Raw genomic sequence first — 26,064 nt, 5'->3', positions numbered from 1 at the left:
ATGTCATGCACACAGCCTGTTACGGAAGTACCTTTTGCAGCATGGGGGTTCGTTGATCGGTGGTGGAAAACCGACTATGGGTGACAACTGCGGAGAATGCGCCGGGCCGACCCGTCTGGGCACCGTGGGGGCGAGCCCTGACCGGCCGGACCGCGCGGGCGCACCGGCGGGATCCGGGAGAGGCGGCCTATACCGGTACGCCGTCCTTGTCGCTGTCCGGCTGGACCGGAACGGCGGTGGGGGCCGGTCCCTTACCGGGTGACGGCGCGCCGTGCCCGTCGTCGACCAGCGTGGACTCGTCGAACGGCAGCCGGCCCGCGAGGACCTCGCCGGCGCGGGCGCGGTCGAACTCCTTCGTCCAGGTGCCGATCAGCACGGTCGCGACGGCGTTGCCCGCGAAGTTGGTCAGCGCCCGGGCCTCGCTCATGAACCGGTCGATGCCCACGATCAGGCCGACGCCGTCCACGAGTTCCGGCCGGTGCGACTGCAGCCCGCCGGCGAGCGTGGCCAGCCCCGCGCCCGTCACCCCCGCCGCGCCCTTCGACGCGATGATCATGAACAGGAGCAGCGAGATCTGCTCGCCGAGCGCGAGCGGCCGGCCCATCGCCTCGGCGACGAACAGCGAGGCCATCGTCAGGTAGATCGCGGTCCCGTCCAGGTTGAAGGAGTACCCGGTGGGCACCGTGATCCCGGTGACCGGGCGGGACACGCCCAGGTGCTCCATCTTCGCGATCAGCCTCGGCAGCGCCGACTCCGACGAGGAGGTGGAGAGGATCAGCAGGAACTCCCGGCCCAGGTAGCGCAGCAGGGCGAAGACGCTGACCCCCGTGCACACCCGCAGCAGCGTCCCGAGGACGACGAAGACGAACAGCAGGCAGGTGGTGTAGAAGCCGATCATGATGACGGCGAGGGACTTGAGCGCGTCGATGCCGGTCGCGCCGACCACCGCCGCGATCGCCCCGAAGGCGCCGACCGGCGCGGCCCACATGATCATGGCCAGGATGCGGAAGACCAGCTTCTGCACATGCCCGATCCCGCGCAGCACCGGCTCGCCCGCCGCGCCCATGGCCTGCAGGGCGAACCCGCACAGCAGGGCCACCAGCAGGGTCTGGAGCACCTCGCCCCCGGTGAAGGCGGACACCATCGTGGTCGGGATGATCCCGAGCAGGAACTCCGCGGTGCCCTCCGCCCCGCCGGCCTCGGCCTGGGCCTCGCCCGCGCTGCGGGCCGCCTCGGTGAGGTGCAGTCCGCTGCCCGGCTCCAGCAGGTTGCCGACCAGCAGGCCGATGGCGAGGGCCACCGTCGACATCACCATGAAGTAGCCGAGGGCGAGCCCGCCCACCGCGCCGACCTTGGCGGCCTTGCGGACCGACCCGATCCCCAGCACGATCGTGCAGAAGATCACGGGCGAGATCATCATCTTGATGAGGTTCACGAAGCCCGTGCCGAGCGGCTTCAGCTCCACGGCCACGCCGGGTGCGGCGAAGCCGACGGCGATGCCGAGGAGCACCGCGGCGATCACCGCGATGTAGAGATAGTGCGTTCTGTCGCGCCTGGCGGCCACGATGCCTCCTGGTGGTGAATACGTCCCGGGAGACCATCACCCGACGCTGTGACCCCGGTCACCCTTGCGTTCATTGAGTTCACGGCCCGGTGCACACTGAACGCCATGTTCCGCATTCCCCGCCCGCCGCGCAGCCTCGCCGGCCAGCTCTTCGCGATGCAGGTCCTGCTGGTCGCCGTCGTCGTGGCGGGGTGCGCGGTCTTCGCGTACGCCACCGCGCGCGGCCAGGCCGAGGAGGCCGCCCGGCGTCAGGCGGGGGCGGTGGCCCGCGCGGTCGCGGACTCCCCGTCCGTGCGGGAGGCTGTACGGGGCTCGGCGGCCGGGGAGGACCCCTCGCTCGCGCTCCAGCCGTACGCGGAGCGGGTCCGCACGGACTCCGGCGTGGACTTCGTGACGATCATGGCCCCCGACGGGCGGCGCTGGACCCACCCGGACCCCCGCCGCATCGGCGAGCCGTTCCTCGGCAACACCGCTCCTGCGCTGCGCGGCGAGACCTTCAGCGAGACCTACACCGGCACCCTGGGCCCCTCGATCCGGGTGGTCACCCCGCTCACCGACGGCGACCGCGTCGTCGGCATGGTCAGCGCGGGCATCACCGTGCGCGCGATCAGCGACCGGCTGGGAGCACAGCTCTCGTCGCTCGCCTGGGTCGCGGCCGGGGCGCTCGCCCTCGGCGGAGCGGGCACGTACGTCGTCAACGCCCGACTGCGCCGCCATACCCACGGCATGAACGCGGACGAGCTGAGCCGGATGTACGACTACCATCAGGCGGCTCTGCACGGGGTCCGGGAGGGGCTGCTGATGCTCGACGGGCAGCGCAGGATCACCCTGATCAACGACGCGGGGCGGGAACTGCTGGGCCTCGGCGGTGAGATGACCGGCGCCGGCGTCGCCGACCTCGGACTGCCCGCACCGCTCACCGGGGCGCTGCTCGCCGACCGGCCCCGGGTGGACGAGGTGCACCTCACCGCGGACCGGGTGCTCGTCGTCAACAGTTCACCCGTCGCGGGCGGCGGCCGCAGGGGCACCGTGGTGACCCTCCGGGACCACACGGAACTCCAGGCCCTGACCGGCGAGTTGGACCACGAGCGCGGCTTCACCCAGGCCCTGCGCTCCCAGGCCCACGAGGCGGCCAACCGCCTGCACACCGTGGTCTCGCTCATCGAACTCGGTCGGGCGGACGAGGCGGTGGACTTCGCCACCGCCGAGCTGGAGCTCGCCCAGGCCCTCACCGACGAGGTGGTCAGCGCGGTCGGGGAGCCGGTGCTGGTGGCCCTGCTGCTGGGCAAGGCGGCGCAGGCCCACGAGCGCGGGGTGGAGCTGGTCGTCACCTCGGACAGCCGCAGCCTCGCCGACGGCGGCGGGCTGCCGCCGGCCCGCGACCTGGTCACCGTCCTGGGAAACCTCATCGACAACGCGGTGGACGCCGTCACGGCCGTGCCGGGGGCGCGCATCGCGGTGACCCTGCGGCCCGACCGCGACCAGCTCCTGCTGCGGGTCGCCGACAACGGTCCGGGGCTGCCGCCGGGGGTGGACGTCTTCCGCCGGGGCTGGTCCGGCAAGGGCGAGGGCCGGGGCCTGGGCCTCGCCCTGGTCCGCCAGGTCGCCCAGCGCTACGGCGGAACCGCCGTCGCCATCGACGGCCCCGGAGGCGGCGCCGAGTTCACCGTCCGGCTGCCGGCACCGCCGCCGCCGGGCCCCGCGCCCGCGGCCTCGGATCCGCACGCCGCGGGCGGCCCGGCGTGAGCGGGGGCGGGCGCGGCGCGGGCGGGGGCGGGGGCGGGCGCGGCGCGGGCGGCACCGGTGCGGGCGACCCCGGCGTGCGGGTCCTGGTCGTCGAGGACGACCCGGTCGCCGCCGACGCGCACGCGCTGTACGTCGCGCGGGTGCCCGGCTTCACGGCCGTCGGGGCCGTGCACTCGCTCGCCGAGGCCACCCGGGTCCTGGAGCGGACCCGGGTCGACCTGCTGCTCCTCGACCTCGGGCTGCCCGACGGCCACGGGCTGCGCTTCGCCCGCGGGCTGCGGGCCGCCGGGCACCCCGTCGACGTGATCGTGGTGACCTCGGCGCGCGACCTCGCCGTGGTCCGCGAGAGCGTCTCGCTCGGCGTGGTCCAGTACGTACTGAAGCCCTTCGCCTTCCCGACCCTGCGCGAACGCCTGCTGCGCTACGCCGAGTTCCGCGCGACCGCCGGCGAGGCGGCCGGCCAGGACGACGTGGACCGGGCGGTGGCCGCCCTGCGCGCGCCCCGGCCCGCCGAACTCCCCAAGGGGCTCAGCGCGCCCACCCTGGACCGGGTCGCCGCCCTGCTGCGGGCTGCCCCCGAAGGGCTGACGGCGGCGGGGGCGGCCGGGGCGGCCGGGATGTCCCGGATCACCGCCCGCCGCTACCTGGAGCACCTGGTGGACACCGGCCGCGCGGACCGGACGCCCCGGTACGGCCAGGTCGGCCGCCCCGAACTGCACTACCGCTGGCTGGCCGGCGCGGGAGCGGCCGGTTCGGTGTCGAAGGTGTAGAACTTCCGGTGGTCCAGCATGTCCGCGGGAGTCACGTCGTTCCACGGCCGCATCGTGTCGTGCAGGTCCACGACGTTGGCCGTCCCCGCGGCCGGCAGGTAGGCGGACTGCGGATGCCGGGCCTGCCAGTCGGCCCACAGCTTGTCGATGAAGGCGTGGTGCATCCAGAACACCGGGTCGTTGGGCGAGACCCCCGTCGCCATCTGCCCGCCGACCCAGACGTGCACCCGGTTGTGCAGGTTGGCGCCCCGCCAGCCCTCCAGGTGGTTGCGGAAGCCGTCCGAGGCGCTGTTCCACGGGGCCATGTCGTAGACCGGCATGGCGAGCACCGAGTCCACCTCCGCCTTCGTGGGGAGCTGGGCCACGCCGACGCCGAGCGCGCGGCGCAGGTACGCGCGGCCGTCCACGCGCACGTTCACGTTCCACTTGCCCGTCGCGTGGGCGAAGGGTCCGTCGAGGACCTGCCCGTCGCGGGCCCGCCCGGTGCCGCCGAGGAAGTCGGGGGCCCACAGGGAGGAACCCGCGGTGCGGTCCGCGGTCCAGTCCCAGTACGGGAGCGCGACGGCCGGATCCACTTTCTGCAGCGCCGCCTCGAACTCCAGCAGGAAGCGCCGGTGCCAGGGCAGGAAGGAGGGTGAGCGGTGGCCCACCCGGTCGCCGGAGTCGGTGTCAGCCATGATGAAGCCGTTGTGGGTGGTGACGAAGCGGTCGTAGGCGCCGGTGCGCTTGAGCTCCAGCAGGGCGGCGGTGAAGGCCCGCTTCTCCTCGGGGCTGAGCGCGGCCTGGTTCTTGCGGACGGTCATGCCGCACCGCCGAAGGGGGCGAGGACGGCGCCCTGGAGCTCGCGGACCGCGGCGCGGGCCAACGAGGCGGGGTCGGGGTACGTCTCGTAGTGGTTGACGACGCTGATCCAACTGCCGTCGGCGTTGCGCATGACGTGCAGTTCTCGGCCGTCTATTCGGACGGTGGGCAGGCCGGGGGAGTGGTGGCCCCCGTGGTGGCCGCCTCCGCCGGGCGTGATGCGGATGCGGCGGCCCTGGTAGACCTCGTCGACCGTGCCGGCGGGTGTGGCGGCGCGGGAGTCGGTGACGGCCGCGTGCGCGGTGGCGCCGGCGAGGCCGAGGACGCTGAGGGCGCCGGCAGTGGTGCTCAAGGCCTGCCGACGGGTGATCGTGTTCATGGCGGAAGAACTACCAGGGCCCCGGGCGCAGTTGACATCTATCCGGACATCAGCGGATAAGTTGCGCGTAGAACCAGATGGATGATCTTCCCGTCCGTACCGGCTCCAGTGGTCGTGACGGGAAGATCTCCAAGAAGAACCTTACCCGACAGTAGTTTTTGTTGTTGACCATGGACCGCTATGGGAGGGGTCACAGTCCGGAGACGGCCGGAAGCCGTGCGTGTCGATGGAGTGCGGGGTGGGGTGTGCCGCCGCTTCCGTACGGTCTACGGCATATCTGCGGAATCGGCACCTATAGTCCGGATATGGCTCTTCATGCGACGAAGGACAACCAGGCTCCCGACGCCGACACGGACGTGTTCGCGTCCACCCTGAGCGGCCAGATCCTGCCCAAGTACCGGATGCCCGAGGACCACTCGTCCACCGAGGTCGTCTACGAGCTGCTGCACAACGAGCTCCTCCTCGACGGCAACGCCGCCCAGAACCTGGCCACCTTCTGCACCACATGGTCGGACGACGGCGTGCACCGCCTGATGAACGAGTGCCTCGACAAGAACATGATCGACAAGGACGAGTACCCGCAGACGGCCGAGATCGAGTCCCGCTGCGTCAGCATCCTCGCGGACCTGTGGAACGCCCCCGGTGGGACGCCCGCCGCCGGCTGCTCCACCACCGGCTCCAGCGAGGCCGCCATGCTCGGCGGCCTGGCCCTCAAGTGGCGCTGGCGCGCACGCCGCCGCGCCGAGGGCCTCGCCACCGACCGGCCCAACCTGGTCTGCGGGCCCGTCCAGGTCTGCTGGGAGAAGTTCGCCCGGTACTTCGACGTCGAGCTGCGCCAGGTACCGCTGGAGCCCGGAGCCACCGGACTGCGCGCCCACCAGCTCGCCGACCACGTCGACGAGAACACCATCGGGGTCGTGGCCATCCTCGGCGTGACCTACACCTGCGACTACGAGCCCGTCACCGAGATCGCCGCCGAGCTCGACCGGATCCAGGCCGAGCGGGGGTGGGACGTCCCCATCCACGTGGACGGGGCCAGCGGCGCCTTCGTCGCGCCCTTCCTCCACCCCGACGTCGTGTGGGACTTCCGGCTCCCGCGCGTCGCCTCCATCAACACCTCCGGCCACAAGTACGGGCTCGCGCCCCTGGGCGTCGGCTGGATCGTCTGGCGCACCGCGGACCTGCTGCCGGCGGACCTCGTCTTCACCGTGGACTACCTGGGCGGCGACATGCCGACCTTCGCCCTCAACTTCTCCCGCCCGGGCGGCGAGGTCATCGCCCAGTACTACCTCTTCCTGCGACTCGGCCGCAGCGGCTACCGGAGGGTCCAGCAGGCCTGTGCCGACACCGCCCGCTACCTGGCGGGCCGGATCGAGGAGATGGGCCCCTTCACCCTCCTGTACGACGGCCAGGGAGCCCTTCCCGCCGTCTCCTACACGCTCACCGACCCCGCCGGAGCCGGCTTCAGCCTCTACGACCTCTCCGACCGGTTGCGGATGCGCGGCTGGCAGGTGCCCTCGTACCCGCTGCCCGCCGACCGCGAGGAGACGGTGATCCAGCGCGTCCTGGTCCGGCACGGAGTCACCCGCGACCAGATCGCCCTGCTCGCGGACGACCTGAGGCAGGCGGTGGACCACCTCACGGCGACGCCCCCGCCCGTTCCGGCCGCACCGCCCCGCTCCGGCTTCCACCACTGACGGAGGCCGGCCGGGGCCGCGCGGTGAGGCGGTCGGGCCCTCCCGCCACGCCTCCCGCCGCCGCGCCCCCCGTGGCCGCCGCTACTGCCGGGCGCCGAAGTTCTGCGTCCACCAGGGGCCTCCCGGCCCCTGGTGGATCCCCACCCCGATGTCCTTGAACGCGCAGTTGAGGATGTTCTTGCGGTGCCCCTCGCTGTTCATCCACGCGTCCATCACCGATTTCGGGGTCTGCTGGCCTTTGGCGATGTTCTCCCCGTACGTCGACCACCGGTACCCGGCGGCCGTCGTACGCCCGCCCGGATCCGAGCCGTCGGGGCTGGTGTGCGAGAAGAAGTCCCGCCGCGCCATGTCGTCGGAGTGCCCCTGGGCGGCCGCGCGCAGCTGGGCGTCCTCCTTCAGCGGCCCGCACCCGGCGGCCGCCCGCTCGGCGTTGACCAGGGCCACGACCTGGCCGGCCGTTCCCTGCGGCGCGGGCGCCGGCGCGGGCGCGGAGGTCCGCGGGGCCGGCGAGGCGGCGGGGGTACGGGTCGGGGAGGGAGTCGGAGTGGGGCTCGCCGCGGTCGGGCTCGGCGGGGCGGAGGGAGAGGGCGAGGCCTCGGGGGAGGGGGAGGCGGACGGGGAGGCCGAAGCGGACGGCAGCCCGGCGGACTCGGTGGCGGACAGGGCGGCCACGGGCGCGGCCGGAGCCGTACCTCCCGCCTCCGCGTCGCCCGCTCCGGGCAGCGTGCCGAGGTACGTGAGGCCGCCGCCCGCCACACACGCCGCGATCACCGCGCCCCCGATCACCCGGCGGCGGTTCCGCCGCCGCTTGCGTACCGCGCCGCGGCCGCCCGGGCCCGCCTCGGCGCCCGCGCCCAGGTCGCCCGCGCGGCGGCGGGCCGCCCGGCTCGGTCCGGACACGGTGGGGACGAGCTGCGTCGCCGCGTCCGCGAAGGCGGCGTCCGGGGTGGCGGCGTCCGTGGAGGTGGCGTCCGGGGCAGCCGCGTCCGTGAAGGCGGCATCGGTGTACCCCCGGGCGGACCCCGCGGGTACGAGACCGCCCGCGGCGGCCGTCCGGACGCCGGCGAGCAGGGCCGCCGCGACCGGGACCAGGGCCAGGCCCGCGAGCAGCCCCTCCGCCGGAACCAGTCCGTTCCACAGGCCGGAGCAGCGCACGCACTCGCGGGCGTGCCGGGCTATTCGCTTGCGCCACAGGGTGGAGGGCCCGCCGTCCCAGCCCGCCACCAGGCTCCGCAGCCCCTCGCACGGCGGCTGCGCCTCCAGCGCCCGCTCCACGACCCGGGCCGACTCCAGTTGCGCCTTCATCCGCTGTACGCGTACCGCCGTGTGCTGCGCGGACAGCTCCAGGGCCGAGGCCACCTCCGCCCGGCTCAGCTCGCCGGCGCACTCCAGCCACCACAGCGACAGCAGGGCCCGGTCGTCGGGCTCCAGCCAGCGGGTGGCCCGAGCCGTTTCGCGGCGCTGGCCCGACAGGTTCAGCCGGACCACCGTCAGGTCGGCGAAGTCGGCGCCCGGGTCGGCGACGTCCTCGGCCGCCTCCAGCCCGCTCTCGCCGGAACCGCTCCGGCGGGCCTGCCAGTACGCCCGTACGCGGTTCATCGCAATCGCCACCAGCCAGGAGCGGAAGCTCTCGTCCGCGCGCAGGCCGCCCAGCCCGTCGAGCGCCCGCAGCATCGTGTCCTGCACGACGTCGTCCACGTCGCAGGAGCCGTTCAGGGCCCGCCCGACGATGTTGTAGACGAGCGGCAGGAAGGCGCTGACGAGTTCGTCCTGCGCGCGGGGATCGCCCGCGCGGGCCGCTGCCACCAGCGCTGCCGTGTGCTGAGTAGTCATGTGATGTTCCCTGTCCGTACCGGCGGTCGGTGATGCCCGATACCTGGGAGACCGACGTGAGGAGCCTCGATAACACTTTTCCGCGGGACGTCTCCGAAACCTCTCGCGGTGCGCCGTCGCCCCGGGCGCCAGCATCGCATCCCCCGGCCCGGGGCACATCCCCGCCCACCCCCCCCGCACCCGGCCCGCGAGCCCGGCGTACGGCACGGTTCCCGAACGCGCTCGCGGGGGACAATAGAGCGACAAGGGCGTGTTGGGGGCGACATGTCGGTCCAGTTCTCACGAGGGTTCCCGCCGGGCTTCCTACGGGGCTCCGGCCGCCGGCGCGTCCGGACGGGGCAACCGGCCGCCGTCGCGTTGGGCGCGGCGGCTCTCAGCCTGGCCGCGGCGGGCGCGTGCGCCGCGGGCACCCCGGGGTCCGGGAGTTGGACGGCGATGCTCTGGGCCGCCGCCCTGTGGACGGCAGCGTTGGGCGCCGCCGCCCTGGGGGCCGCCGGACGGGGGGCCGCCGGACGGGGGGCCGCCGGGCCGGGGGCCGTGCGGCCCGGTGCGGCCCGCCCCGCGCCGGCGGCGCCGTCGACTCCGGTCGCCCCGACACCGCCGACCGGGCGGAGCTGTCCGCCGACCGGGCGAACGGCGAGCGGGCCCGGGGCCGCCGACCGGCCGCGGGGGCGGCTCCTGCGCACCCCGTCCGGACGGATTCCCCGGCTGCGCCGGCTGGACCGCCCCGAGCAGGCCGGAGTCCATCCGGCCGACTCCCCGGGCGGGCCCCCCGCCCTCGTCGCGCGCGACGCCGAACCGGCCCTGCGCGCCGCCCTGTCGGGGCGCGGCCCGCACTTCGTGCTGCTGTTGGGCGAACCCCTGGCGGGCACCACCCGGCTCGCGTACGAGGTGACGCGCTCGTGCTTCCCGGGCCACGCCTTCGTGCGCCCGCTGTCGCGCGCGGCCCTGCCCGAGGCGGTTCGGGCCGCCGCCGGCCGGCGGCGCGCCGTGCTGTGGCTGGACGGCCTGGAGGACCACCTCGGCGCCCGCGGCCTCACCCCCGCCCATCTGGCCGAGCTGCGCGCGGTCGTGGTGGTCGCCACGATGCGGCCCGACGCCTACCGGCGCTACCGCGGCCGTGACGACACCCGCCTCACGGGCTCCGACCGGGACTCCTGGCGGATCCCGCACGAGCTGCTCCGCTGTACCTCCGCCGTGGTCGAACTGGCCCGGCTCTGGTCCCCCGAGGAGCGCCGGCGGGCCGGGGAGCACCGTGGGGACCCGCGGATCGACGCCGCGTTGCGGGCCGGGGAGCACGTAGGGGTGGCCGAAGCCCTCGCGGGCGGTCCGCGCTCGCTGTCGCGGTGGGAGAGCGGCTGGGCCCCGGGCGCCCGCCCCCGCGGGGCCGCCGTGGTCGCGGCGGCCGTGGACTGCCGCCGGGCGGGGCTCCGCCGCCCCGTACCGCGCGCGTGGCTGCGCGAACTGCACGCGCCCTACCTGGCCGACCGCGGCGGCACGGACCTGCGCCCCGAACCCTTCGCCGAGGCATGGGAATGGGCGGTCGGAGCCGGATCCGGGGCGGGGGCCGGGGCCGCGCCCCCGGCGGGCTGCCTGCTGCCGGACGGCGCCGGCCGCGGCGCGACCGCCCCCGACCACCTGCTCGGGTGGTTACCGGGACCCGGGCCGGTCCCGGAGCACCTCTGGCGGGGACTGCTGGCCCGCGCCGAGCCCGAGGACGCGTACGACCTCGGCCTGCGCGCGCGCCTCGACGGCCGGCCGGACCGCGCGGTCGAGGCCCTCTCCCGGGCGCTGTCCGGCGGGGTGGGCGCCGCCGCGCTGCCCCTGGCCGTCGCCACCGGTGACGCGGGCCGGCCGCGCCGGGCGGCCGCGGACCTCGCCGCCCTCACCCGCCGGTGGGAGCTCCGGTTCGGCACCCGGCACCCCGACACCCTCGCCGCCAGGCACCAGCTGGCCTTCTTCACCGGTGAGGCGGGCCATCCCCGCGCCGCCGCCGCGCGGTTCGCCGGTCTCGCCGCCGACGCGGCGGCGGCACTCGGTCCCGGCCACCCCGACACCCTCGCCGCCCGTCACCAGTTGGCGTACTCCACCGGTGAGGCGGGCGACCGGGCCTCGGCCGCGGACCAGTTGGCGGCGCTGCTGGCCGACCGTACGCGGCTCCGACCGGCGGACGCCCGGCCAACCGGCCCCGGGGAGGCCGTCGACCAGGTCGCGGACGGCGCCGCCGTGCTCGCCCTGCGCCGCGGCCTCATCTGGTACGGAGCCGCGGAACCGGCCGCGGCCCGACGGGAGTCGGCCATTCTGCTCGCGGACACGCGCGAGGAGCTCGGCCCCGACCACCCCCACACCCTGGCCGCCCTCGCCACCCTCGCCGCGCTCGCGGGCCGGGCGGGCCGGCTCGACGAGGCGCGGCGGGCCTGGGCGGAGGCAAGCGCCGCCCGCGACCGGGTCCTGGGCGCCGAACATCCGCACGCGGTGCACACCCGCCTGGAACTGTCCCGCGCCCTGCTGGCCGTCGGCCGCCGGGACGAAGCCGAGGACCTGCTGCACCGGGTCCTCACGGAATCCGCCCGGTTCCTGGAGCCCGGCCACCGCCACCTGCGCCGCGCGCGCGAACTCCTGGCCGGGACGGGCTGACCGCGGACCGGGCGGCGCCACCGGGCGGTGCCACCGGGGGGGGCCATCGGGCGGCGGCGGGGGTGCAGCGGAGGGGTGCCGTACGCCGCCCCTCAGAGCAGCGGGGGCAGGGCCTCGGTGGCGGCGCGCAGGGCCGGGGCGTACGCCTCGATCTCCTCGCGTGAGACGAGGAAGGTGACGGTGGTGACGCTGACCCCGCCGATCGGCCTGCCGTCCGGGGCGAGGACCGCCGCGCCGATACAGCGGATCGTCGGCTCGTTCTCCTCGTCGTCCAGCGCGAACCCCCGGGTGCGGATCTCCTCCCACTGGGCGCGCAGTTCCCGCATGCTGGTGAGCGTCCGCGGCGTGCGGCGGGGCAGCCCGGTGGCCGCGAGGAGTGCTTCCGCCTCCTCGTCCGGCAGGTGCGCCAGGATGCTCTTGCCGATCGCGGTCGTGTGCAGCGGCATGCGCATACCGGTCCGCGAGGCCGTGCGGAACGGCTGGTCGCTCTCCAGCTTGCGGATGTAGGTGATCGTCTCCCCGCTGTGCAGGGCGAGGTGCACCGTCTGGCCGGTCGCCTGCCGCAGGTCGCCGAGGATCCGTTCGATGCTGGCCGGCTCCCCGCCGCTGACCAGCGCGGACAGCCCGCGCAATCGGGGACCCACCCCGTACCGGCTCCCGCTCTCCTGGCGGACGAAGCCCTGCTGGACGAGCGAGGCGAGGATCCGGTAGGCGCTGGACTTCGGCACCGCGGCGGCCGCCGTCACGTCGGCCAGCCGGTGGGGCCCGCCCGGGGCGGCCACCGCCTCCAGTACGCGCAGGGACTTCTCCAGGGCGGAACCGGCCGCCGAGGTCCGTCCGGCGCGTGCGCCGCCACCCTCCGCCCGCTCGGCCCTGTCGGACCCGTCGGACCCGTCCGTTGACACGGAGACTCCCCAGATGTGTAGGGTCTAGACCAGTTGGTTCCGGCACACGATACCCCGTTCCATTACGTGGAACAACAGGAGGGTCCCTTGTCCTGCCACCCGTACGCGGTGATAGCCGCTCAGCGGCTGCTCCCGGTGCTGCGCGAAGCCGACGCGGACGAGGCCGTCCGGCGGACGGCCGCCCTGCTCGCGGCGGGTTGCCGGGCCGTCGAACTGACCACCTCCACCCCCGGTTGGGCCGGAGCCGTTACCCGCGCCGCCGGACTCGCCGACGCACTCGGCCGCCCCGCCCTGATCGGCGTCGGCACCGTCACCACCGCCGAGCAGGCCGTCACCGCCCTGGACGCGGGCGCCGCCTTCCTGGTCTCCCCCTACCCGGCCGCCGAGGTCCGGGCCGTCGCCGAGCACCGCGGAGCAGCCTTCGTCGAGGGCGGGTTCACCCCCGGGGAGATCGCCGCCGCCGTCCGGGCCTCGGGCGCCGCCAAGGTGTTCCCGGCGCACGTCGCAGGCCCGCGGTTCATCCGCTCCCTCAGGGCGGTCCTGCCCGGAGCGCTGCTCGTGCCGACCGGCGGGATCCGCCCCGCGGAGGTCCGGGACTGGCTCTCCGCCGGTGCGGACGCCGTCGGCATCGGCGACGGCCTGCCGACCGAACCGGGCGAACTGGCCGCCCTGTTAGCCCTGTTCGCCGAGCCGGCCCGGCCCTGCCCCGCCGACGGCGCCGACCGCGGCGCCGCCGACCCCGTCCGGGCCGCCGCCGACCCCGTCCGGACCCGGGGCCCCGCGTGCTGAGAGGCGGCGGGCGGGCCGGGTCCGGACGCTACGACGTGCTCGTTCTCGGTGAGGTCCTCGTCGAGATCCACGCCGGTACCGCGCTGCGCGACGCCACCGACGGCACACCGGCCCGGCTCTCCTACTCCGGCGACGCCCTTAACGCCGCGGCCGCCGCGGCGGCCGCCGGGGCGCGTACCGCCCTGCTCGCCGTCGTGGGCGACGACGAGCTGAGCGTGCCGCTGCTGCGCAGGGTGGAGGAGCTGGGCGTGGACGCCTCCCACGTCCGCCGGGCCCCGCGGCCCAACGGCGCCTACCTGCTGTCCGCCGACACCGGGGGCGACCGCGAGTTCGTCTACTGGCGCGCCCACAGCGCGGGTTCCACGCTCTCACCCCGCCACGTCGACTCCTGGCGCGAGCTGCTGACCGGCTCGGGCGCGCTGATCACCAGCGGCGTCACCGGAGCCCTCTCGCTCAGCAGCCGCGCCGCCGTACTGGCGGCCGCCCGGGCCGTGCACGCCTCGGGCGGGCACCTCTCGTACGACCCCAACTTCCGTCCCCGGCTGACCGGCCGCGCCGAGGCCAGGGCGCTGCTCGCCCGGATCGCTCCGCTCACCGGGCTGCTCAAGACCTCCTGCCCCGCCGACGCGCGGGCGCTGGTGGGCACCGGCGACCCGCGCACCGCCGCCGCCCGGCTCCGCGGGCTCGGGGCCCGTACGGTCGCCGTCACGTCGGGGCCCGACCGACTGCTCCTCGACCGCGGGGGTGAGGCCACCTACCACTCCGTGCCCGCCAACCCGGCGCCCCTCGACGCGACGGGCGCGGGCGACTGCTTCACCGGCACCGCCACCGCGCGGCTGGTCCTGGGGGACTCCCTCACCGAGGCCGTGGAGCACGCAGCGGCCGCAGCCTCGCTCTCGGTCTCCGGCCTCGGCGGCACCGGCCGCGTCCCCGCCTTCGCGGAGACGGCGGCACTGGCCGCCGCGCACCGGAGCGGCGCGCCCGGTAGCGCCGAGCGGGCCGGAGGCCTGGCAAACCAGGTCTGACGCCCCGTCCTAGGGTAGCGAGGTGTCCGCACTGTCCGGCGGGGTCAGCCGTTCCACCTCGTGTGCCGACAGCCGCAGCGCCCCGGCCGCGACGTTCTCGGCCAGGTGGTCGGGATCGCCCGTGCCCGGGATCGCCAGCACGTGCGGCCCGCGGCTCAGCGTCCACGAGAGGCGCAGCTGCGCCGGCGAGACGCCGCGGGCCCGCGCCGCCGCGCGCACCCGGTCCTCGTCGTCCGCGACCGCTCCGGACTCCTTGCCCGTGCCTGCGATGGCGAAGAAGGGGACGAAAGCGACGCCCTGTTCCCCGCACGCGTCCACGAACGCGTGGTCCTCGGCGGGCGAGCCGATCCCGTACGGGTTCTGCACACACACCACCGGCGCGATGGACCGGGCCTCGGCGAGGTGGTGGGGGAGGGCGTACGAGAGGCCCAGGTGCCGGATCAGGCCGGCCGTGCGGAGCTCGGCCAGCGCCCCGAAGTGCTCGGCGATCGGCCCGTCCGCCCGGCCGGGCCGGATGCGGAGGTTGACCAGGTCCAGGTGGTCCCGGCCCAGTTGGCGCAGATTCTCCTCCACCTGCCCGCGCAGCTGTCCCGGGTCGGCCCACCACCAGCTCCCGTCGGGATGGCGGCCGGGCCCGACCTTGGTGCTGATGACCAGCCCCTCCGGGTACGGGCCGAGCGCGCGGTTGATCAGTTCGTTGGCGGAGCGCAACCGGGAGAAGTAGAAGGAGGCCGTGTCGATGTGGTCGACACCGAGCTCCACGGCACGGCGCAGCACGCCGATGGCGCGGTTCCGGTCGCGCGGTACGGCGTCGGCGGCGAAGGCCCGCCCGCTCTGCGGCAGTCGCATCGCGCCGAATCCGAGCCGGTTGACGGTCAGGTCGCCGAGCCGCCACGTTCCCGAGGCCGCGGCGTTGATCTTGTCGGTAGGCATGACGCGACCGTATCCGCCCGTCGTCCCGACAGGTCGGCCGGTACGTGGAGAGGCGCCGCCGGGCCGGATCGGGTGGGGGTTCGGCGCGGGGCGGCCGGATCGGTGTGCGTCGCGGCCCGGCGGCGCCGGTCGGGGGTGGTGCGGGTGGGGCAAGTGGCGCGGGTGGTGCGGGTGGGGCGGTTCAGGCTGGTGCGCGCGGCGCGGTCGGTGACCGCGCCGGTCAGCGGCCGCGCAGGCCCCGGTCGACGGCCGTCATCAGCTCGCCGTCGGCGGTGTCCGCGTCCAGGGACCAGAACATGGCGCCGCCCAGGCCCTCTTCGCGGATGTAGCGCGTCTTGGAGCGCAACACCTGGGGGTCGTCGTACGTCCACAGGGTGGTGCCGTCGAAGAGCCAGGCATGGCCGCCCCGCACATCCCGGTGGAGCTCGTAGGTCCCCGATTCGGCCAGCTGCTTCAGGGCCTTGTAGTCCTCGTACCCCGCGGACCAGGTGGCCGGTGCGGGGCCCGTGGCGGGCTGCCCCATCCCGTCGCCGCCGCCGCTGACACCGGTCCAGCCCTGCCCGTAGAACGGCAGGCCGACCACCAGCTTGTGCGCGGGCGCGCCGCGCCGCTGCCAGGCCTCGACGGTGCCCTGGACGCTGAAGTCGTCGCGGGCGCGGAGCGCGGACTGCTGGGCGGTGACCGGCTCGCCGGAGACGTGGAAGTCGTAGCCCTGCAGGGTCACGAAGTCGAGGTCGCGCATGATCCGGCGGACGTCGAAGCCCGCGTCGATCTTGGCGGGAGCGGTCGGCACGAAGGCCGTCAGCTCGTACGCGGTCTTCTTCGGCCGGGTCTTCGCGTACGCGTCGAGCTGGGTGCGGAACTCCTTGACGAGCGCGGTGAAGTTGCGCCTGTCCTCCGGGCGGAACTTCGTGTCGGCGTCACCGGCGGAACCGGGCCACTCCCAGTCGAGGTCGATCCCGTCGAACACCCCCGCGGCCGCGCCCGCGCCGCCGCGGGTGCCGTCCTGGGGCAGGTTGCCCTTGATGTAGAGGTCGATGCAGGACTCCACGAACGCCTTGCGGGAGGCGGGGGTCAGCGCGGCGTCCGAGAAGTGGGTGGACCAGCTCCAACCGCCGAGCGAGATGAGCACTTTCAGGCCGGGGTGCTTGGCCTTGAGCTCACGCAGCTGGTTGAAGTTGCCCGCCAGGGGCTGGTCCCAGGTGTCCGCGACCCCGTCCACGGAGTTCTCGGCGTCGAGGGGGCGGCCGTAGTCGGCCCACGCGTCGGCCTCACCGGGAATGCTGCCGGTGAAGCACTTGCCCTCCGGACTGACGTTGCCGAAGGCGTAGTTGATGTGCGTGAGCTTGCCGGCGGAGCCGTTCGCGTCGAGGTCCTGGACCTGGAAGTCCCGCCCGTACACACCCCATTGGGTGAAGTATCCGACCTTCTTGTACGAGCGGTCGTGACCGCCCGGCGCCTTGCCGTGCGAGGCGCCCGCGGCGGGTGCGAAGGCGGTCAGCAGGGAGAGGGAGCAGGCGGCGATGACCAGCCTGCCGAGCATGCTGCGGCGCATGGACTTCCTTTGCGGATGCGGGGAGTGGGGCGTGAGCGCGTGCGCGGTGCACGCCGGAAACTATTGGTCTGGACCAGAGTGGTCAAGGGGGCGGTCGAAAGTGCCAGGTCGGACGGCACGCCCTCGGCCCGCGCCGAGGTCGGGTTGACCGGTCGACCGAAAGAATCCGCGTCCGCACCGGATCGGCGTTTTCCACCCGGTTGATCGGCGAATTGAGTGGATCTTCGGGCCGCGCCGTGTCATGGTTGGTCTCGCCGAAGGGGTGTAGCTCAGCTGGTCAGAGCGCCGGTCTCCAAAACCGAAGGCCGCAGGTTCGAATCCTGCCGCCCCTGCCACACAGGACAGCCGAAGGCCCACGTCCGCGGGAAGTCCCGCCGACGGGGGCCTTCGCCGTTCCCGGGGCCGGCCGGGCCGCAGGCCCCGAACGTATGGCAAGCTGGGGCGCATTGCCCTGGCGGTGCAGGACAGGAAACCGGTGCGAATCCGGTGCGGTCCCGCCACTGTGACCGGCTCTCCCCGTGCGGGAGACCGGGAGTCAGACACTGACGCACCGCCTCTTCACGCTCTTCACGTCGACCAGGGGACGCGGATCCCCCGGAGAGGCTTCGCCATGTCGCGTTCCCGCGCCGCTCTGCGCGCACTTGTACCCTTCGCGCTCCTGCTGCCCCTGGCCGCCTGCGGCACCTCGCCGGGGCCGGGGAAGCCGGCCGCCGACGCGGCCGCCGCGCCCGGATTCCCGTACACGGTTGTCAACTGCGGTGTGAGCACCACTTATCAGGCTCCGCCGCAACGCGCCGTGACCATGAATCAGCACGCCACCGAGGTGCTGCTGGCCCTCGGACTGGAGGACCGGATCACCGGCTCCGCCTACCTCGACGACGCCGTGCTGCCCGCCTACCGGCCGGCCTACGACAAGATCAAGGTGCTGGCCGAGGAGTACCCCTCCAAGGAGGTGCTGCTGGGCGCCGACCCGGACTTCGTGTACGGCGGCTACTCCAGCGCCTTCGACAAGGCGCAGGGCCGCGACCGCGAAGGGCTCGGCAGGACGGGGATCAACACCCGCCTCAACATCGAGTACTGCACCCCGGGCCCCGTCGGCCTCGACGAGCTCAAGACCGAGATCACCGAGGTCGCCCGGACCTTCGGCGTGCCCGAGCGGGGCGCGCGGCTCATCGAGGAGGAGCAGCGCCGCATCGACGCCGTCACCGCCCGGGTCAAGGACCGGGCCCGCCCGGCGGTCTTCGTCTACGACTCCGGCGAGGGATCCGCCTTCACCTCGGGCGGCAAGGGCATCGGCACCGAGATCATCTCCCTCGCGGGAGGCGCCAACGTGTTCGCCGACCTCGACGACACCTTCGGCGACGTGGCCTGGGAAAAGGTCATCGAGCGCAAGCCCGAGGTCGTCCTCATCTACGACTACGGCGGCACCACCGTCGAGGCCAAGAAGCAGCGCCTGATGAACGACCCGGCCCTGGCGGAGGTTCCCGCCGTCAAGAACAAGCGGTTCGTCGTCCTGCCGCTCTCCTCTGCCGTGCTCGGAGTCCGGGTCGCCGACGCCGTCGAGTCACTGGGCGGTCAGCTGCACCCCGACGCCGCGTGAGGCCCGGTCCGTCCGTCGCCGCCCGCGAATCCACCGCCGCGCCCGCCGCGCCCGGCGCCCCGGCGGGCGGCGGCGGGCTCACACCGGTCCCGGTGCTCCTCCTGCTCACCGCCGCGCTCGTCGGGTCCGCGGTCGCGGGCCTGGCGCTGGGGCCCGTACGGATCGCGCCCGGACAGGTCGTCGACATCGTCCTCGGCGGCCTGTCGGGCCGACGGCCCACCGGAGCGTTCGCCTCCATCGTGTGGGACGTACGGATGCCGCGCGTCATCCTGGGCGCCGTCGTCGGCGCGGGGCTCGCCGTCGCGGGCGCCGTGCTGCAGGCGCTGGTGCGCAACCCGCTGGCGGACCCCTTCCTGCTCGGCGCCTCCTCCGGGGCCTCGGCGGGAGCCGTCCTCGTGATCGTCCTCGGGGCGGGAACGGGCGCCCTCGCCGTCGTCGGACAGCTGGGCGTACCGCTCGCCGCCTTCGCCGGCTCCCTGGCCGCGCTCGTCGCCGTCTACGCGCTGGCCCGCCGCGGCGGATCCCTGACCACCGGCCGGCTGATCCTCGCCGGGGTCGCGGTGCAGTACGTCCTGTCCGCGCTGACCAGCCTGGTGCTCGTCCTCGCCGCCCAACCGGACCAGCTGCGGACCGTGCTCTTCTGGACCCTCGGGGGCCTCGGCGGAGCACGCTGGGACGAACTGGCGCTGCCCGCCGCCGCGCTGCTCCTCGGCACCGGTCTGCTGGTCGCCCTCGCCCGGCCGCTCGACCTGCTCCTCGCCGGGGAGGAAGGTGCGCAGACGCTGGGGCTGGACACCGCGCGCTTCCGGGCGGCCGTCTTCGTCCTCACCTCCCTCGTCATCGGCGTGCTCGTCGCGTACAGCGGGGCCATCGGCTTCGTGGGCCTGATGGTTCCGCATGCCGCCCGGATGGTCGTCGGAGCCGGACACCGCGCACTGCTGCCGGTGTCCGCACTGGGCGGGGCGGTGTTCCTGACGCTGGCCGACCTGCTCGCCCGTACTGCCGCGGCACCCGAGGAGATCCCCGTCGGCGTGGTGACCGCGCTCGTCGGGGGGCCGTTCTTCTTGTGGATGCTGCGTCGCTCCACGCGCACCGAGGGGATCACCGGATGACGGGGCACGGGCCGAACGCGGGGCGTGCGGGGCGTGGAGGACACACGGGGAGTGCGGGGCACGCGGGGCACGCGGGGCGTACGGGGCGCAGTGATCGCGGCGAACGCGCGGCTGGCGGGGTGCTCCCGGCGGAACTCGCCGTCGAGGGCCTGCGGTACGAGGTCGACGGGCACGCGTTGCTCCGGGGCGTCGACCTCATGGCCCGGCCCGGTGAGACGGTCGGCGTGGTGGGCCCCAACGGCAGCGGCAAGACCACACTCCTGCGCTGCGTCTACGGCGCCCTGCGGCCCACCGCCGGCCGGGTGCTGCTCGACGGCGGTGACGCGGGCGCGCTCGGGGTCAAGGAGCGCGCGCGGCGGGTGGCGGTCGTCCCGCAGGACGCGAGCGGCGTCTTCGGGCTGACCGTCCGCGAGGTCGTGGCCATGGGGCGCAGCCCGCACAAGCGGTTCTGGGAGCAGGACGGCGCGGGCGACGTGCGGCGGGTGGACGAGGCCCTGGAGACGGTCGGCGCCGGGGCCTTCGCGGAGCGCCGCTTCGACGGCCTGTCCGGCGGCGAACGCCAACGCGCCCTCGTGGCACGGGCCCTGGTCCAGGACCCCGGCCTGCTCGCCCTCGACGAGCCCACCAACCACCTGGACATCCGCTACCAGCTGGAGATCCTGCGCCTGGTCCGCGCCCTGCCCGCCACCGGCCTCCTCGTCCTGCACGACCTCAACCTGGCGGCGGCCTTCTGCGACCGGCTGTACGTCCTCGCGGACGGACAGGTGGCGGCGTCGGGCCGACCGGCCGAGGTGCTCACGGAAGAGCTGCTGACCGAGGTCTACGGCGTTGACACCCGTATCGAGGTCCACCCAGCGACGGGTGTGCCGAACATCGTCTACCTCGCCGTACCCCCGCAGCACACAGCACGGCCCTGACGCGCCCCTGGCGGAGGCGGAGCAACCGGGCCCCCCGCGGCGGCTCCGCCGCCCCGACAACCGCACGGCCCCGTGCCACCCCCGCCCGCCGACGCCTCCGGCGAACCTCCCCGACACCGCGCCAACCGGGTGCACCGCGCCCAATCGGGGGCACCGCGCCCAACGGGGCGGCGGGCCCGCCCTCCTGGCACGCCCCCGCCTGCCCGCGACGCGGCTTCGCCTGCAGGTCGCGCGGTTCCGCCTGCTGATGGCGCGGCTTCGCCTGCCTGTGACGCAGCTTCGCCTGCTGATGGCGCGGCTTCGCCCCCGTGATGCGGCTTCGCCTGCGGGTGGCGCGGCTTCGCCCGCCTGTGACGCGGTTCCGCCTGCGGGTGGCGCGGCTTCGCCCGCCCGTGACGCGGCTTCGCCCGCCGGCGGCGCGGCTGCCGGCCGTGTGGCACCGCGCCGGGTTCAGCAGCTTGGCGTCGGGGCCTGGCCGGGAGACGTGTCCGGGTCAGGCGACGTGTTCGCGGTAGCGGTCGACCACCTCCCTCAGGACCTCCGTGCCGTCCCTCGCCCACAGGTGCGGGTTGAAGATCTCCACCTCGATGTGCCCCCGGTAGCCCGCGGCGTCGGCCAATGCCCGGAAGCCGCGCAGGTCGACGGAGCCGTCGCCGAGCTGCCCGCGCCCGAGCAGAACGCCCTGCGGAAGCGGGGTGATCCAGTCGGCCACCTGGACGCAGGCGATGCGCCCTCCCGCACCGGCCCGCCGCAGTTCGGCGGGCAGCCGCTCGTCCCACCACAGGTGGTAGGAGTCGGCCACCACCCCCACCTGCTCCGCTGGGAACTGCTCGGCGAGGTCGAGGGCCTGGCCGAGCGTGGACACGACGCAGCGGTCCGAGGCGAACATCGGATGCAGCGGCTCGATCCCCAACCGCACCCCGTGCGAGCCGGCCCAGGGCGCCAGCTCCCCCAGGATCCCGGCGATCCGCCCGCGCGCACCCGGCAGGTCCCGGTCACCCGCGGGCAACCCGCCCGACACCAGCACCAGTGTGTCGGCCCCCAGCTCCGCCGCCTCCTCCACCGCGCGGCGGTTGTCGTCGAGCGCGGCCGCCCGGCCGCCCGGGTCCGCCGCGGTGAAGAAGCCGCCGCGGCACAGCGAGCTGACCCGCAGCCCGGCCCCGGCGACGAGCTTCGCTGTCTCCCGCGCGCCGAACGCCCGGACGGGGTCCCGCCACAACCCGACCGCGCCGACGCCGGCCGCCACGCACCCGGCGACCAGCTCGGGCAGCGACCACTGGCGGACCGTCTCCTGATTGAGGCTCAGCCGCGCCGGAGCCGGCGCCGCCTTCACGAGGCCACCCCGTACACCGCGAGCAGCTGCCGCATCCGCCGCTCGGCTAGTTCGGGGTCGGGGAAGAGCCCCAGCCCGTCGGCCAGTTCGTACGCGGTGGCCAGATGGGGGAGGGGCCGGGCCGACTGGAGGCCGCCCACCATCGCGAAATGCTCCTGGTACCCCGCCAGCCAGGCCAAGAGGACCACACCGGTCTTGTAGTAGCGGGTCGGCGGGGCGAAGAGGTGCCGCGACAGGGAGACCGTGGAATCCAGCAGCCCCCTGAACCCGGCCGGATCACCGCGGTCGAGGGCCAGGCCCGCCCGGGCCGCGATCGGCGCGATGGGGTCGAAGACCCCCAGCAGTGCGTCGCTGGCCAGCTCCCCGTCCCCGGCGATCAGTTCCGGGTAGTGGTAGTCGTCGCCGGTGTAGCAGCGGACGCCGGACGGCAGCCGCCGGCGGATGTCTTTCTCCCGCTCGGCGTCCAACAGCGAGACCTTGACGCCGTCCACCTTCGCCGGATGCTCCGCGACGACCTTCAAAAACACCTCGGTGGCGCGGTCGAGGTCCTCGTGGCCCCAGTACCCGGCCAGTTCAGGGTCGAACATCGGGCCCAACCAGTGCAGTACGACCGGCCGCGCGCTCTGCCGGAGCAGACCGCCGTACACCTCCATGTAGTCCTCCGGGCCGCGCGCGGTGGCGGCCAGAGCCCGCGAGGCCATCAGTACGGCCCCCGACCCGCACTCCTCCGCGTGCGCGAGCTGCTCCTCGTACGCGGCGGTGATCGCGGTCCGCGTGTGGCCGCCCCCGGCCGGGAGCTGGTCCGTGCCCGCGCCGCAGACGATACGGCCGCCCACCGCCCGGGCCTCGGCCGCAGAGCGCCTGATCAGCTCGGCCGCTGCGGGCCAGTCCAGCCCCATGCCCCGCTGCGCGGTGTCCATGGCCTCGGCGACCCCGAGACCCAGAGCCCACAGCCGGTGCCGGAAGGCCAGCGTGGAATCCCAGTCGACTGCTGCCCCGCTCTCGGCCGACGCGGCCAGCGGATCGGCGACCACATGCGCCGCCGCGTAGAACCTACGGCTGCGGACCGGGCCGCAGGCAAGGGGACTGGACCGAAGGGGATTCGACCGGTGGGTGCGGAACGTGCCGTCCGCCGAGGGTAGCCGGATGCTCACAGCAGCACCTCCGGTACCGGAAGCCGCCGGCCCTCGGCGGAGGAGCGCAGGCCGAGATCGGCGAGTTGCACTCCCCGGGCCCCGGCGAGCAGGTCCCACCGCCAGGGTTCGTCGAGCACGACATGCCGCAGGAAGAGCTCCCACTGGGCTTTGAAGCCGTTGTCGGCCGGGTCGTTGTCCGGAACCTCCTGCCACTGGTCGCGGAAGGACTCGGTCAGCGGCAGGTCCGGATTCCATAAGGGCTTCGGCGTCGTACCGCGGTGCTGGACGCGGCAGCCGCGCAGCCCCGCGACGGCGGACCCCTGCGTCCCGTCCACCTGGAACTCCACCAGCTCGTCACGGTGGACCCGAACCGCCCAGGACGAGTTGATCTGCGCGACCACGCCGCCCTCCAGCTCGAAGATGCCGTACGCCGCGTCATCGGCGGTCGCGTCGTAGGGCTTGCCCGCCTCGTCCCACCGGCGCCCGATGTGCGTACGCGCCAGGGCCTGCACCGTGCGGACCCGGCCGAACAGCTCGTGCAGCAGGTACTCCCAGTGCGGGAACATGTCGGCGACGATGCCTCCGCCGTCCCGCGCGCGGTAGTTCCACGACGGCCGCTGGGCGGCCTGCCAGTCGCCCTCGAAGACCCAGTACCCGAACTCCCCGCGCACGGAGAGGATCTCGCCGAAGAAGCCGCCCTCGACGAGCCGCCGCAGCTTGAGTAGCCCCGGCAGGAAGAGCTTGTCCTGGACCACGCCGTGCTTGACCCCGGCCGCCTCCGCCAGCCGGGCCAGTTCCAGCGAGGACTCGAAGGTCAGGGCTGTCGGTTTCTCGCAGTACACGTGCTTGCCCGCCGCTATCGCCTGCCGGACCGCCGCCTCGCGGGCACTGGTGACCTGTGCGTCGAAATAGACCTCGACCTCCGGGTCGGCCAGCACGGCGGTCAGGTCCGTGCTGACGTGTTCCAACCCGTGCCGGTAGGCGATGGCCCGCAGCGCCGCCTCCCGGCGCCCCACCAGGACCGGCTCGGGCCAGAGCACCGTGCCGTCACCGAGGTCCAGGCCGCCCTGCTCGCGCAGGGCGAGCAGGGACCGCACCAGGTGCTGCCGGTACCCCATCCGTCCGGTCGCCCCGTTCATCGCGATCTTGATCGTCCTGCGCTCCACGGTTCCCCTCCTCGTCTCGTCACCGATGGAAAGCCGCCGTAGAAAGCGCTTTCACTCGTGCCAGGCTAGAACCCCAAATCCATTGGCCGCAAGACTCGAACGAGTGATAGAAAGCGCTTGCTTCATCAGGCATCATGGAGACCAGTCCACCGGACGCGACGATGTGCCGGGATCATGAGAGGGAGGGATGCACCATGGCAGTGACCCTGGCCGAGGTCGCGGCGCGGGCGGGAGTCTCGTCGGCGACGGTCTCGCGCGTACTGAACGGCGGCTATCCGGTCGCGGACGGCACCCGCACCCGGGTGGAGCGGGCTGTCGAGGCGCTCGGGTACGTCGCGAACGGCCCGGCCCGCGCGCTGGCCGCGGCCACCTCCGACCTGGTCGGCGTCCTCGTGCACGACGTGGCGGACAGCTTCTTCGGCATCCTCGCCGGCTCCCTGCAGAGCGCCCTTGCCCCTACCGGCCAGGGGGCTCCGCGCAGACTGGCCGTCGTCTGCAACACCCAGGGTGCTCCCGAGACCGAACTCGCCTACCTCACCCTTCTCGAAGGCCAACGGGCCGGCGGGATCGTCCTCACCGGTGGAGCCGTCGAGGACCCCGGGCACACCGCCGCGCTCGCCGGACGCGCCGCCCGGATAGCCGCCACCGGAGCCCCCGTCGTCCTGTGCGGCCGCCCGCCCCTGCCCGTGCCCGCCGGACTGCCCGTCGCCGCCGTCATGTTCGACGACCACGGCGGCGCCTTCCGGCTCGCCGAGCACCTGCTGACTCTCGGCCACCGCCGTATCGCCTACATCGCCGGGCCACCGGGACTGAGCACCACCCGGGAGCGTCTCGCCGGGCACCGCGCCGCCCTGCTCCGGCACCATCCCGGACCGGCCGCCGCAGGCACCGACGTCGTCGTGCACGCCGGATTCGAGCGTTCCGCCGGCTACGACGCGACCCGCGAACTGCTGCGCCGCGGGGAGTCCTTCACCGCCGTCGCCGCCGCGAACGACACCGTGGCCGTCGGCGCCGCCGCCGCGCTGCGGGAGGCCGGCATACGGATTCCCGAGGACGTCTCCGTCGCCGGCTTCGACGACCTGCCCTTCTGCGTCGACACCGCGCCGGCACTCACCACCGTCCGGGTGCCGCTGCGCGAGGCGGGCCACCTCGCGGCCCAGCTGGTCACCGGCCGCCGCCCCCTGCCCCCGGGCGGCATCACCACGCTGCCCACGGAGCTGATGGTGCGCGGCTCCACCGCACCACCCCCTGCCGGGGGGAACCGCTCATGAAATACGCCTTCTCCACCCTCGGCCTGCCCGGTACACCGCTCGCGCGCGGCGCGGCCCTCGCGGCCGAGCACGGGTTCGGCGCCATCGAACTGCGGGCCCATCCCGAGGAACCGCTGCACCCCGACAGCACCTCCGCCGACCGGGCGGCGGGCCTGCGCACGCTCACCACCGCGGGCGTCACCGTGCTCGGGGTCGCCGGCTACGTCCAGGTGGCCGCCGCGGGCCCGGACGAACCGGTTCTCGCCGCGGTGCGCGCGCTGGTCCGGCTCGCCCACGACCTCCGCGCCCCCTACGTGCGGGTCTTCCCCGGCGGCGGAAACCTGCCCGAGGCGGACGCGGACGCCCTGGCCGTACGCCGCCTGCGGGCCGGGGCCCCGTTCGCCGCGCGCCACGGGGTGCGGATCCTGCTGGAGACCCACGACTCGCACCGCACCGCGACCGCCGCCGCCCGGGTGCTTGACCGCGTCGGGCATCCGGGCGCCGGCGCCCTGTGGGACGTCCTGCACACCTGGCTCGGCGGCGAGTCCCCGGCGGAGTCGCGGCGCGCCCTGGCCGGGCACCTGGGCTACATCCAGGTCAAGGACGTGGCGTCGGCGCGGGACCTCACGCCGCTCGGACTCGGTGCCGGAGTGCTGCCCCTCGCCGCAGCGGTGACCGCCGCACCCCGGGACGGCTGGCTCTGCTGGGAGTACGAGAAACGCTGGTACCCCGGGGCCGCCGACCTGCCTGGGCAGCTCGCGCGGGGCCGGGCGTACCTGGAGGAACTGGCGTCGAGCACGACCGCCACCGGTCAGGCCGAACGGACGCACCGCCGCAGCGGCTCCCGCGACGAGGCCGAGTAGGAGACCCAGCGGCCCGCCCCCGACCCTGCCACCGGCAACCCGCGAACGCCCCC

21 protein-coding genes, 1 tRNA gene and 1 riboswitch are annotated in these 26,064 nt (G+C 74.6%); of the genes, 12 read left to right on the top strand and 10 right to left on the bottom strand.

The features are described from left to right. Positions 1-187: 187 nt before the first annotated feature. Positions 188-1,564 carry a cation:dicarboxylate symporter family transporter gene (locus ACFWUQ_RS06265; protein ID WP_384533554.1) on the bottom strand — a complete coding sequence of 459 codons (1,377 nt, stop codon included), beginning with the start codon at positions 1,562-1,564 and terminating at the stop codon, positions 188-190. A gap of 156 nt (positions 1,565-1,720) precedes the next feature. Between ACFWUQ_RS06265 and ACFWUQ_RS06260 the strand changes: the two genes are divergently transcribed. Together ACFWUQ_RS06260 and ACFWUQ_RS06255 are read left to right on the top strand one after the other, a co-directional pair. Beyond that, a complete protein-coding gene (locus tag ACFWUQ_RS06260) occupies positions 1,721-3,310 on the top strand; it encodes an ATP-binding protein (RefSeq protein WP_384533588.1) in 1,590 nt (529 codons plus the stop codon). A gap of 74 nt (positions 3,311-3,384) precedes the next feature. Next, a complete protein-coding gene (locus ACFWUQ_RS06255; protein ID WP_384533585.1) occupies positions 3,385-4,080 on the top strand; it encodes a response regulator in 696 nt (231 codons plus the stop codon). Here the strand turns inward: ACFWUQ_RS06255 and ACFWUQ_RS06250 are convergent. Together ACFWUQ_RS06250 and ACFWUQ_RS06245 are read right to left on the bottom strand one after the other, a co-directional pair. Next, on the bottom strand, positions 4,029-4,883 hold the full coding sequence (locus ACFWUQ_RS06250) for a tyrosinase family protein (RefSeq protein ID WP_384533551.1): 855 nt from the start codon (positions 4,881-4,883) through the stop codon (positions 4,029-4,031). The two genes, ACFWUQ_RS06255 and ACFWUQ_RS06250, sit on opposite strands and share 52 nt — an antisense overlap. Continuing rightward, positions 4,880-5,260, bottom strand: coding sequence for a tyrosinase cofactor (locus ACFWUQ_RS06245; protein WP_384533549.1), 381 nt, complete (start codon positions 5,258-5,260; stop codon positions 4,880-4,882). Before ACFWUQ_RS06245 ends, ACFWUQ_RS06250 begins: the two co-directional genes overlap by 4 nt. A 305-nt stretch (positions 5,261-5,565) precedes the next feature. Here ACFWUQ_RS06245 and ACFWUQ_RS06240 point away from each other — a divergent pair, with 305 nt between their 5' ends. Then, the gene (locus ACFWUQ_RS06240) at positions 5,566-6,957 is read left to right on the top strand and encodes a glutamate decarboxylase (protein WP_384533546.1); all 1,392 of its coding nucleotides are present in this window, start codon (positions 5,566-5,568) and stop codon (positions 6,955-6,957) included. 81 nt (positions 6,958-7,038) lie between these two features. On the opposite strand, the gene ACFWUQ_RS06235 is transcribed toward ACFWUQ_RS06240, so the two are convergent. After that, positions 7,039-8,790: a sigma-70 family RNA polymerase sigma factor gene (locus ACFWUQ_RS06235; RefSeq protein WP_384533543.1), complete on the bottom strand. Its 1,752-nt coding sequence runs from the start codon at positions 8,788-8,790 to the stop codon at positions 7,039-7,041. 435 nt (positions 8,791-9,225) lie between these two features. Here ACFWUQ_RS06235 and ACFWUQ_RS06230 point away from each other — a divergent pair, with 435 nt between their 5' ends. Next, positions 9,226-11,427, top strand: coding sequence for a tetratricopeptide repeat protein (locus tag ACFWUQ_RS06230; RefSeq protein ID WP_384533541.1), 2,202 nt, complete (start codon positions 9,226-9,228; stop codon positions 11,425-11,427). Positions 11,428-11,519: 92 nt separating this feature from the next. Here ACFWUQ_RS06230 and ACFWUQ_RS06225 read toward each other — a convergent pair whose 3' ends face one another. Continuing rightward, the gene (locus tag ACFWUQ_RS06225) at positions 11,520-12,332 is read right to left on the bottom strand and encodes an IclR family transcriptional regulator (RefSeq protein WP_384533538.1); all 813 of its coding nucleotides are present in this window, start codon (positions 12,330-12,332) and stop codon (positions 11,520-11,522) included. 87 nt (positions 12,333-12,419) lie between these two features. On the opposite strand from ACFWUQ_RS06225, the gene ACFWUQ_RS06220 reads away from it, so the two are divergent. Continuing rightward, positions 12,420-13,121: a bifunctional 4-hydroxy-2-oxoglutarate aldolase/2-dehydro-3-deoxy-phosphogluconate aldolase gene (locus ACFWUQ_RS06220; protein ID WP_384533535.1), complete on the top strand. Its 702-nt coding sequence runs from the start codon at positions 12,420-12,422 to the stop codon at positions 13,119-13,121. Positions 13,122-13,156: 35 nt separating this feature from the next. Continuing rightward, entirely contained in the window at positions 13,157-14,146 is a 990-nt protein-coding gene (locus ACFWUQ_RS06215) for a PfkB family carbohydrate kinase (RefSeq protein ID WP_384533533.1), read from the top strand. Between the two features lie 9 nt (positions 14,147-14,155). On the opposite strand, the gene ACFWUQ_RS06210 is transcribed toward ACFWUQ_RS06215, so the two are convergent. Continuing rightward, positions 14,156-15,079: an aldo/keto reductase gene (locus tag ACFWUQ_RS06210; RefSeq protein ID WP_384533530.1), complete on the bottom strand. Its 924-nt coding sequence runs from the start codon at positions 15,077-15,079 to the stop codon at positions 14,156-14,158. Between the two features lie 220 nt (positions 15,080-15,299). Beyond that, positions 15,300-16,634, bottom strand: a complete 1,335-nt coding sequence (locus tag ACFWUQ_RS06205) for a glycoside hydrolase family 18 protein (RefSeq protein WP_384533527.1) — start codon at positions 16,632-16,634, stop codon at positions 15,300-15,302. A gap of 258 nt (positions 16,635-16,892) precedes the next feature. On the opposite strand from ACFWUQ_RS06205, the gene ACFWUQ_RS06200 reads away from it, so the two are divergent. From ACFWUQ_RS06200 to ACFWUQ_RS06185, 4 genes are all read left to right on the top strand, one after another. Then, positions 16,893-16,969 (top strand) — tRNA-Trp (locus tag ACFWUQ_RS06200). A 91-nt stretch (positions 16,970-17,060) separates the two neighbouring features. Next, a riboswitch (cobalamin riboswitch) is annotated at positions 17,061-17,200 on the top strand. Positions 17,201-17,244: 44 nt separating this feature from the next. Then, entirely contained in the window at positions 17,245-18,234 is a 990-nt protein-coding gene (locus ACFWUQ_RS06195) for an ABC transporter substrate-binding protein (protein ID WP_384533524.1), read from the top strand. After that, positions 18,231-19,346 (top strand): FecCD family ABC transporter permease, encoded by a 1,116-nt coding sequence (locus ACFWUQ_RS06190; RefSeq protein WP_384533521.1) that lies wholly within the window; start codon positions 18,231-18,233, stop codon positions 19,344-19,346. The genes ACFWUQ_RS06195 and ACFWUQ_RS06190 overlap by 4 nt, the downstream gene beginning before the upstream one ends. A gap of 119 nt (positions 19,347-19,465) precedes the next feature. Continuing rightward, on the top strand, positions 19,466-20,263 hold the full coding sequence (locus ACFWUQ_RS06185) for an ABC transporter ATP-binding protein (protein ID WP_384533518.1): 798 nt from the start codon (positions 19,466-19,468) through the stop codon (positions 20,261-20,263). A 493-nt stretch (positions 20,264-20,756) separates the two neighbouring features. Here ACFWUQ_RS06185 and ACFWUQ_RS06180 read toward each other — a convergent pair whose 3' ends face one another. Genes ACFWUQ_RS06180 through ACFWUQ_RS06170 form a run of 3 tightly spaced genes read right to left on the bottom strand, consistent with a single transcriptional unit; the run spans position 20,757 to position 23,871 of the window. After that, positions 20,757-21,596 (bottom strand): sugar phosphate isomerase/epimerase family protein, encoded by an 840-nt coding sequence (locus ACFWUQ_RS06180; RefSeq protein WP_384533515.1) that lies wholly within the window; start codon positions 21,594-21,596, stop codon positions 20,757-20,759. Further along, the gene (locus ACFWUQ_RS06175) at positions 21,593-22,750 is read right to left on the bottom strand and encodes a dihydrodipicolinate synthase family protein (RefSeq protein ID WP_384533513.1); all 1,158 of its coding nucleotides are present in this window, start codon (positions 22,748-22,750) and stop codon (positions 21,593-21,595) included. The genes ACFWUQ_RS06180 and ACFWUQ_RS06175 overlap by 4 nt, the downstream gene beginning before the upstream one ends. Continuing rightward, on the bottom strand, positions 22,747-23,871 hold the full coding sequence (locus ACFWUQ_RS06170) for a Gfo/Idh/MocA family protein (protein ID WP_384533583.1): 1,125 nt from the start codon (positions 23,869-23,871) through the stop codon (positions 22,747-22,749). The genes ACFWUQ_RS06175 and ACFWUQ_RS06170 overlap by 4 nt, the downstream gene beginning before the upstream one ends. A 221-nt stretch (positions 23,872-24,092) precedes the next feature. Between ACFWUQ_RS06170 and ACFWUQ_RS06165 the strand changes: the two genes are divergently transcribed. Both ACFWUQ_RS06165 and ACFWUQ_RS06160 read left to right on the top strand, forming a co-directional pair. After that, complete coding sequence (locus ACFWUQ_RS06165) at positions 24,093-25,169, top strand: LacI family DNA-binding transcriptional regulator (protein WP_384533510.1); 1,077 nt, start codon at positions 24,093-24,095, stop codon at positions 25,167-25,169. Beyond that, entirely contained in the window at positions 25,166-26,011 is an 846-nt protein-coding gene (locus ACFWUQ_RS06160) for a sugar phosphate isomerase/epimerase family protein (RefSeq protein WP_384533507.1), read from the top strand. The genes ACFWUQ_RS06165 and ACFWUQ_RS06160 overlap by 4 nt, the downstream gene beginning before the upstream one ends. The last annotated feature ends 53 nt before the right edge of the window (positions 26,012-26,064 follow it).

Source organism: Streptomyces sp. NPDC058662 (assembly GCF_042716255.1).
In the GTDB taxonomy this organism is placed as follows: domain Bacteria; phylum Actinomycetota; class Actinomycetes; order Streptomycetales; family Streptomycetaceae; genus Streptomyces.
This window is presented reverse-complemented; position numbering and strand designations above follow the sequence as displayed.

What these genes read in the sequence shown, in the direction of transcription:
- ACFWUQ_RS06160 (WP_384533507.1), top strand. Translation starts at nt 25,166, where the DNA reads ATGAAATACGCCTTCTCCACCCTCGGCCTGCCCGGTACACCGCTCGCG.
- ACFWUQ_RS06230 (WP_384533541.1), top strand. Translation starts at nt 9,226, where the DNA reads ATGCTCTGGGCCGCCGCCCTGTGGACGGCAGCGTTGGGCGCCGCCGCC.
- ACFWUQ_RS06205 (WP_384533527.1), bottom strand. Translation starts at nt 16,634, where the DNA reads ATGCGCCGCAGCATGCTCGGCAGGCTGGTCATCGCCGCCTGCTCCCTC.
- ACFWUQ_RS06235 (WP_384533543.1), bottom strand. Translation starts at nt 8,790, where the DNA reads ATGACTACTCAGCACACGGCAGCGCTGGTGGCAGCGGCCCGCGCGGGC.
- ACFWUQ_RS06165 (WP_384533510.1), top strand. Translation starts at nt 24,093, where the DNA reads ATGGCAGTGACCCTGGCCGAGGTCGCGGCGCGGGCGGGAGTCTCGTCG.
- ACFWUQ_RS06170 (WP_384533583.1), bottom strand. Translation starts at nt 23,871, where the DNA reads ATGAACGGGGCGACCGGACGGATGGGGTACCGGCAGCACCTGGTGCGG.
- ACFWUQ_RS06260 (WP_384533588.1), top strand. Translation starts at nt 1,721, where the DNA reads ATGCAGGTCCTGCTGGTCGCCGTCGTCGTGGCGGGGTGCGCGGTCTTC.
- ACFWUQ_RS06240 (WP_384533546.1), top strand. Translation starts at nt 5,566, where the DNA reads ATGGCTCTTCATGCGACGAAGGACAACCAGGCTCCCGACGCCGACACG.
- ACFWUQ_RS06195 (WP_384533524.1), top strand. Translation starts at nt 17,245, where the DNA reads ATGTCGCGTTCCCGCGCCGCTCTGCGCGCACTTGTACCCTTCGCGCTC.
- ACFWUQ_RS06245 (WP_384533549.1), bottom strand. Translation starts at nt 5,260, where the DNA reads ATGAACACGATCACCCGTCGGCAGGCCTTGAGCACCACTGCCGGCGCC.
- ACFWUQ_RS06210 (WP_384533530.1), bottom strand. Translation starts at nt 15,079, where the DNA reads ATGCCTACCGACAAGATCAACGCCGCGGCCTCGGGAACGTGGCGGCTC.
- ACFWUQ_RS06250 (WP_384533551.1), bottom strand. Translation starts at nt 4,883, where the DNA reads ATGACCGTCCGCAAGAACCAGGCCGCGCTCAGCCCCGAGGAGAAGCGG.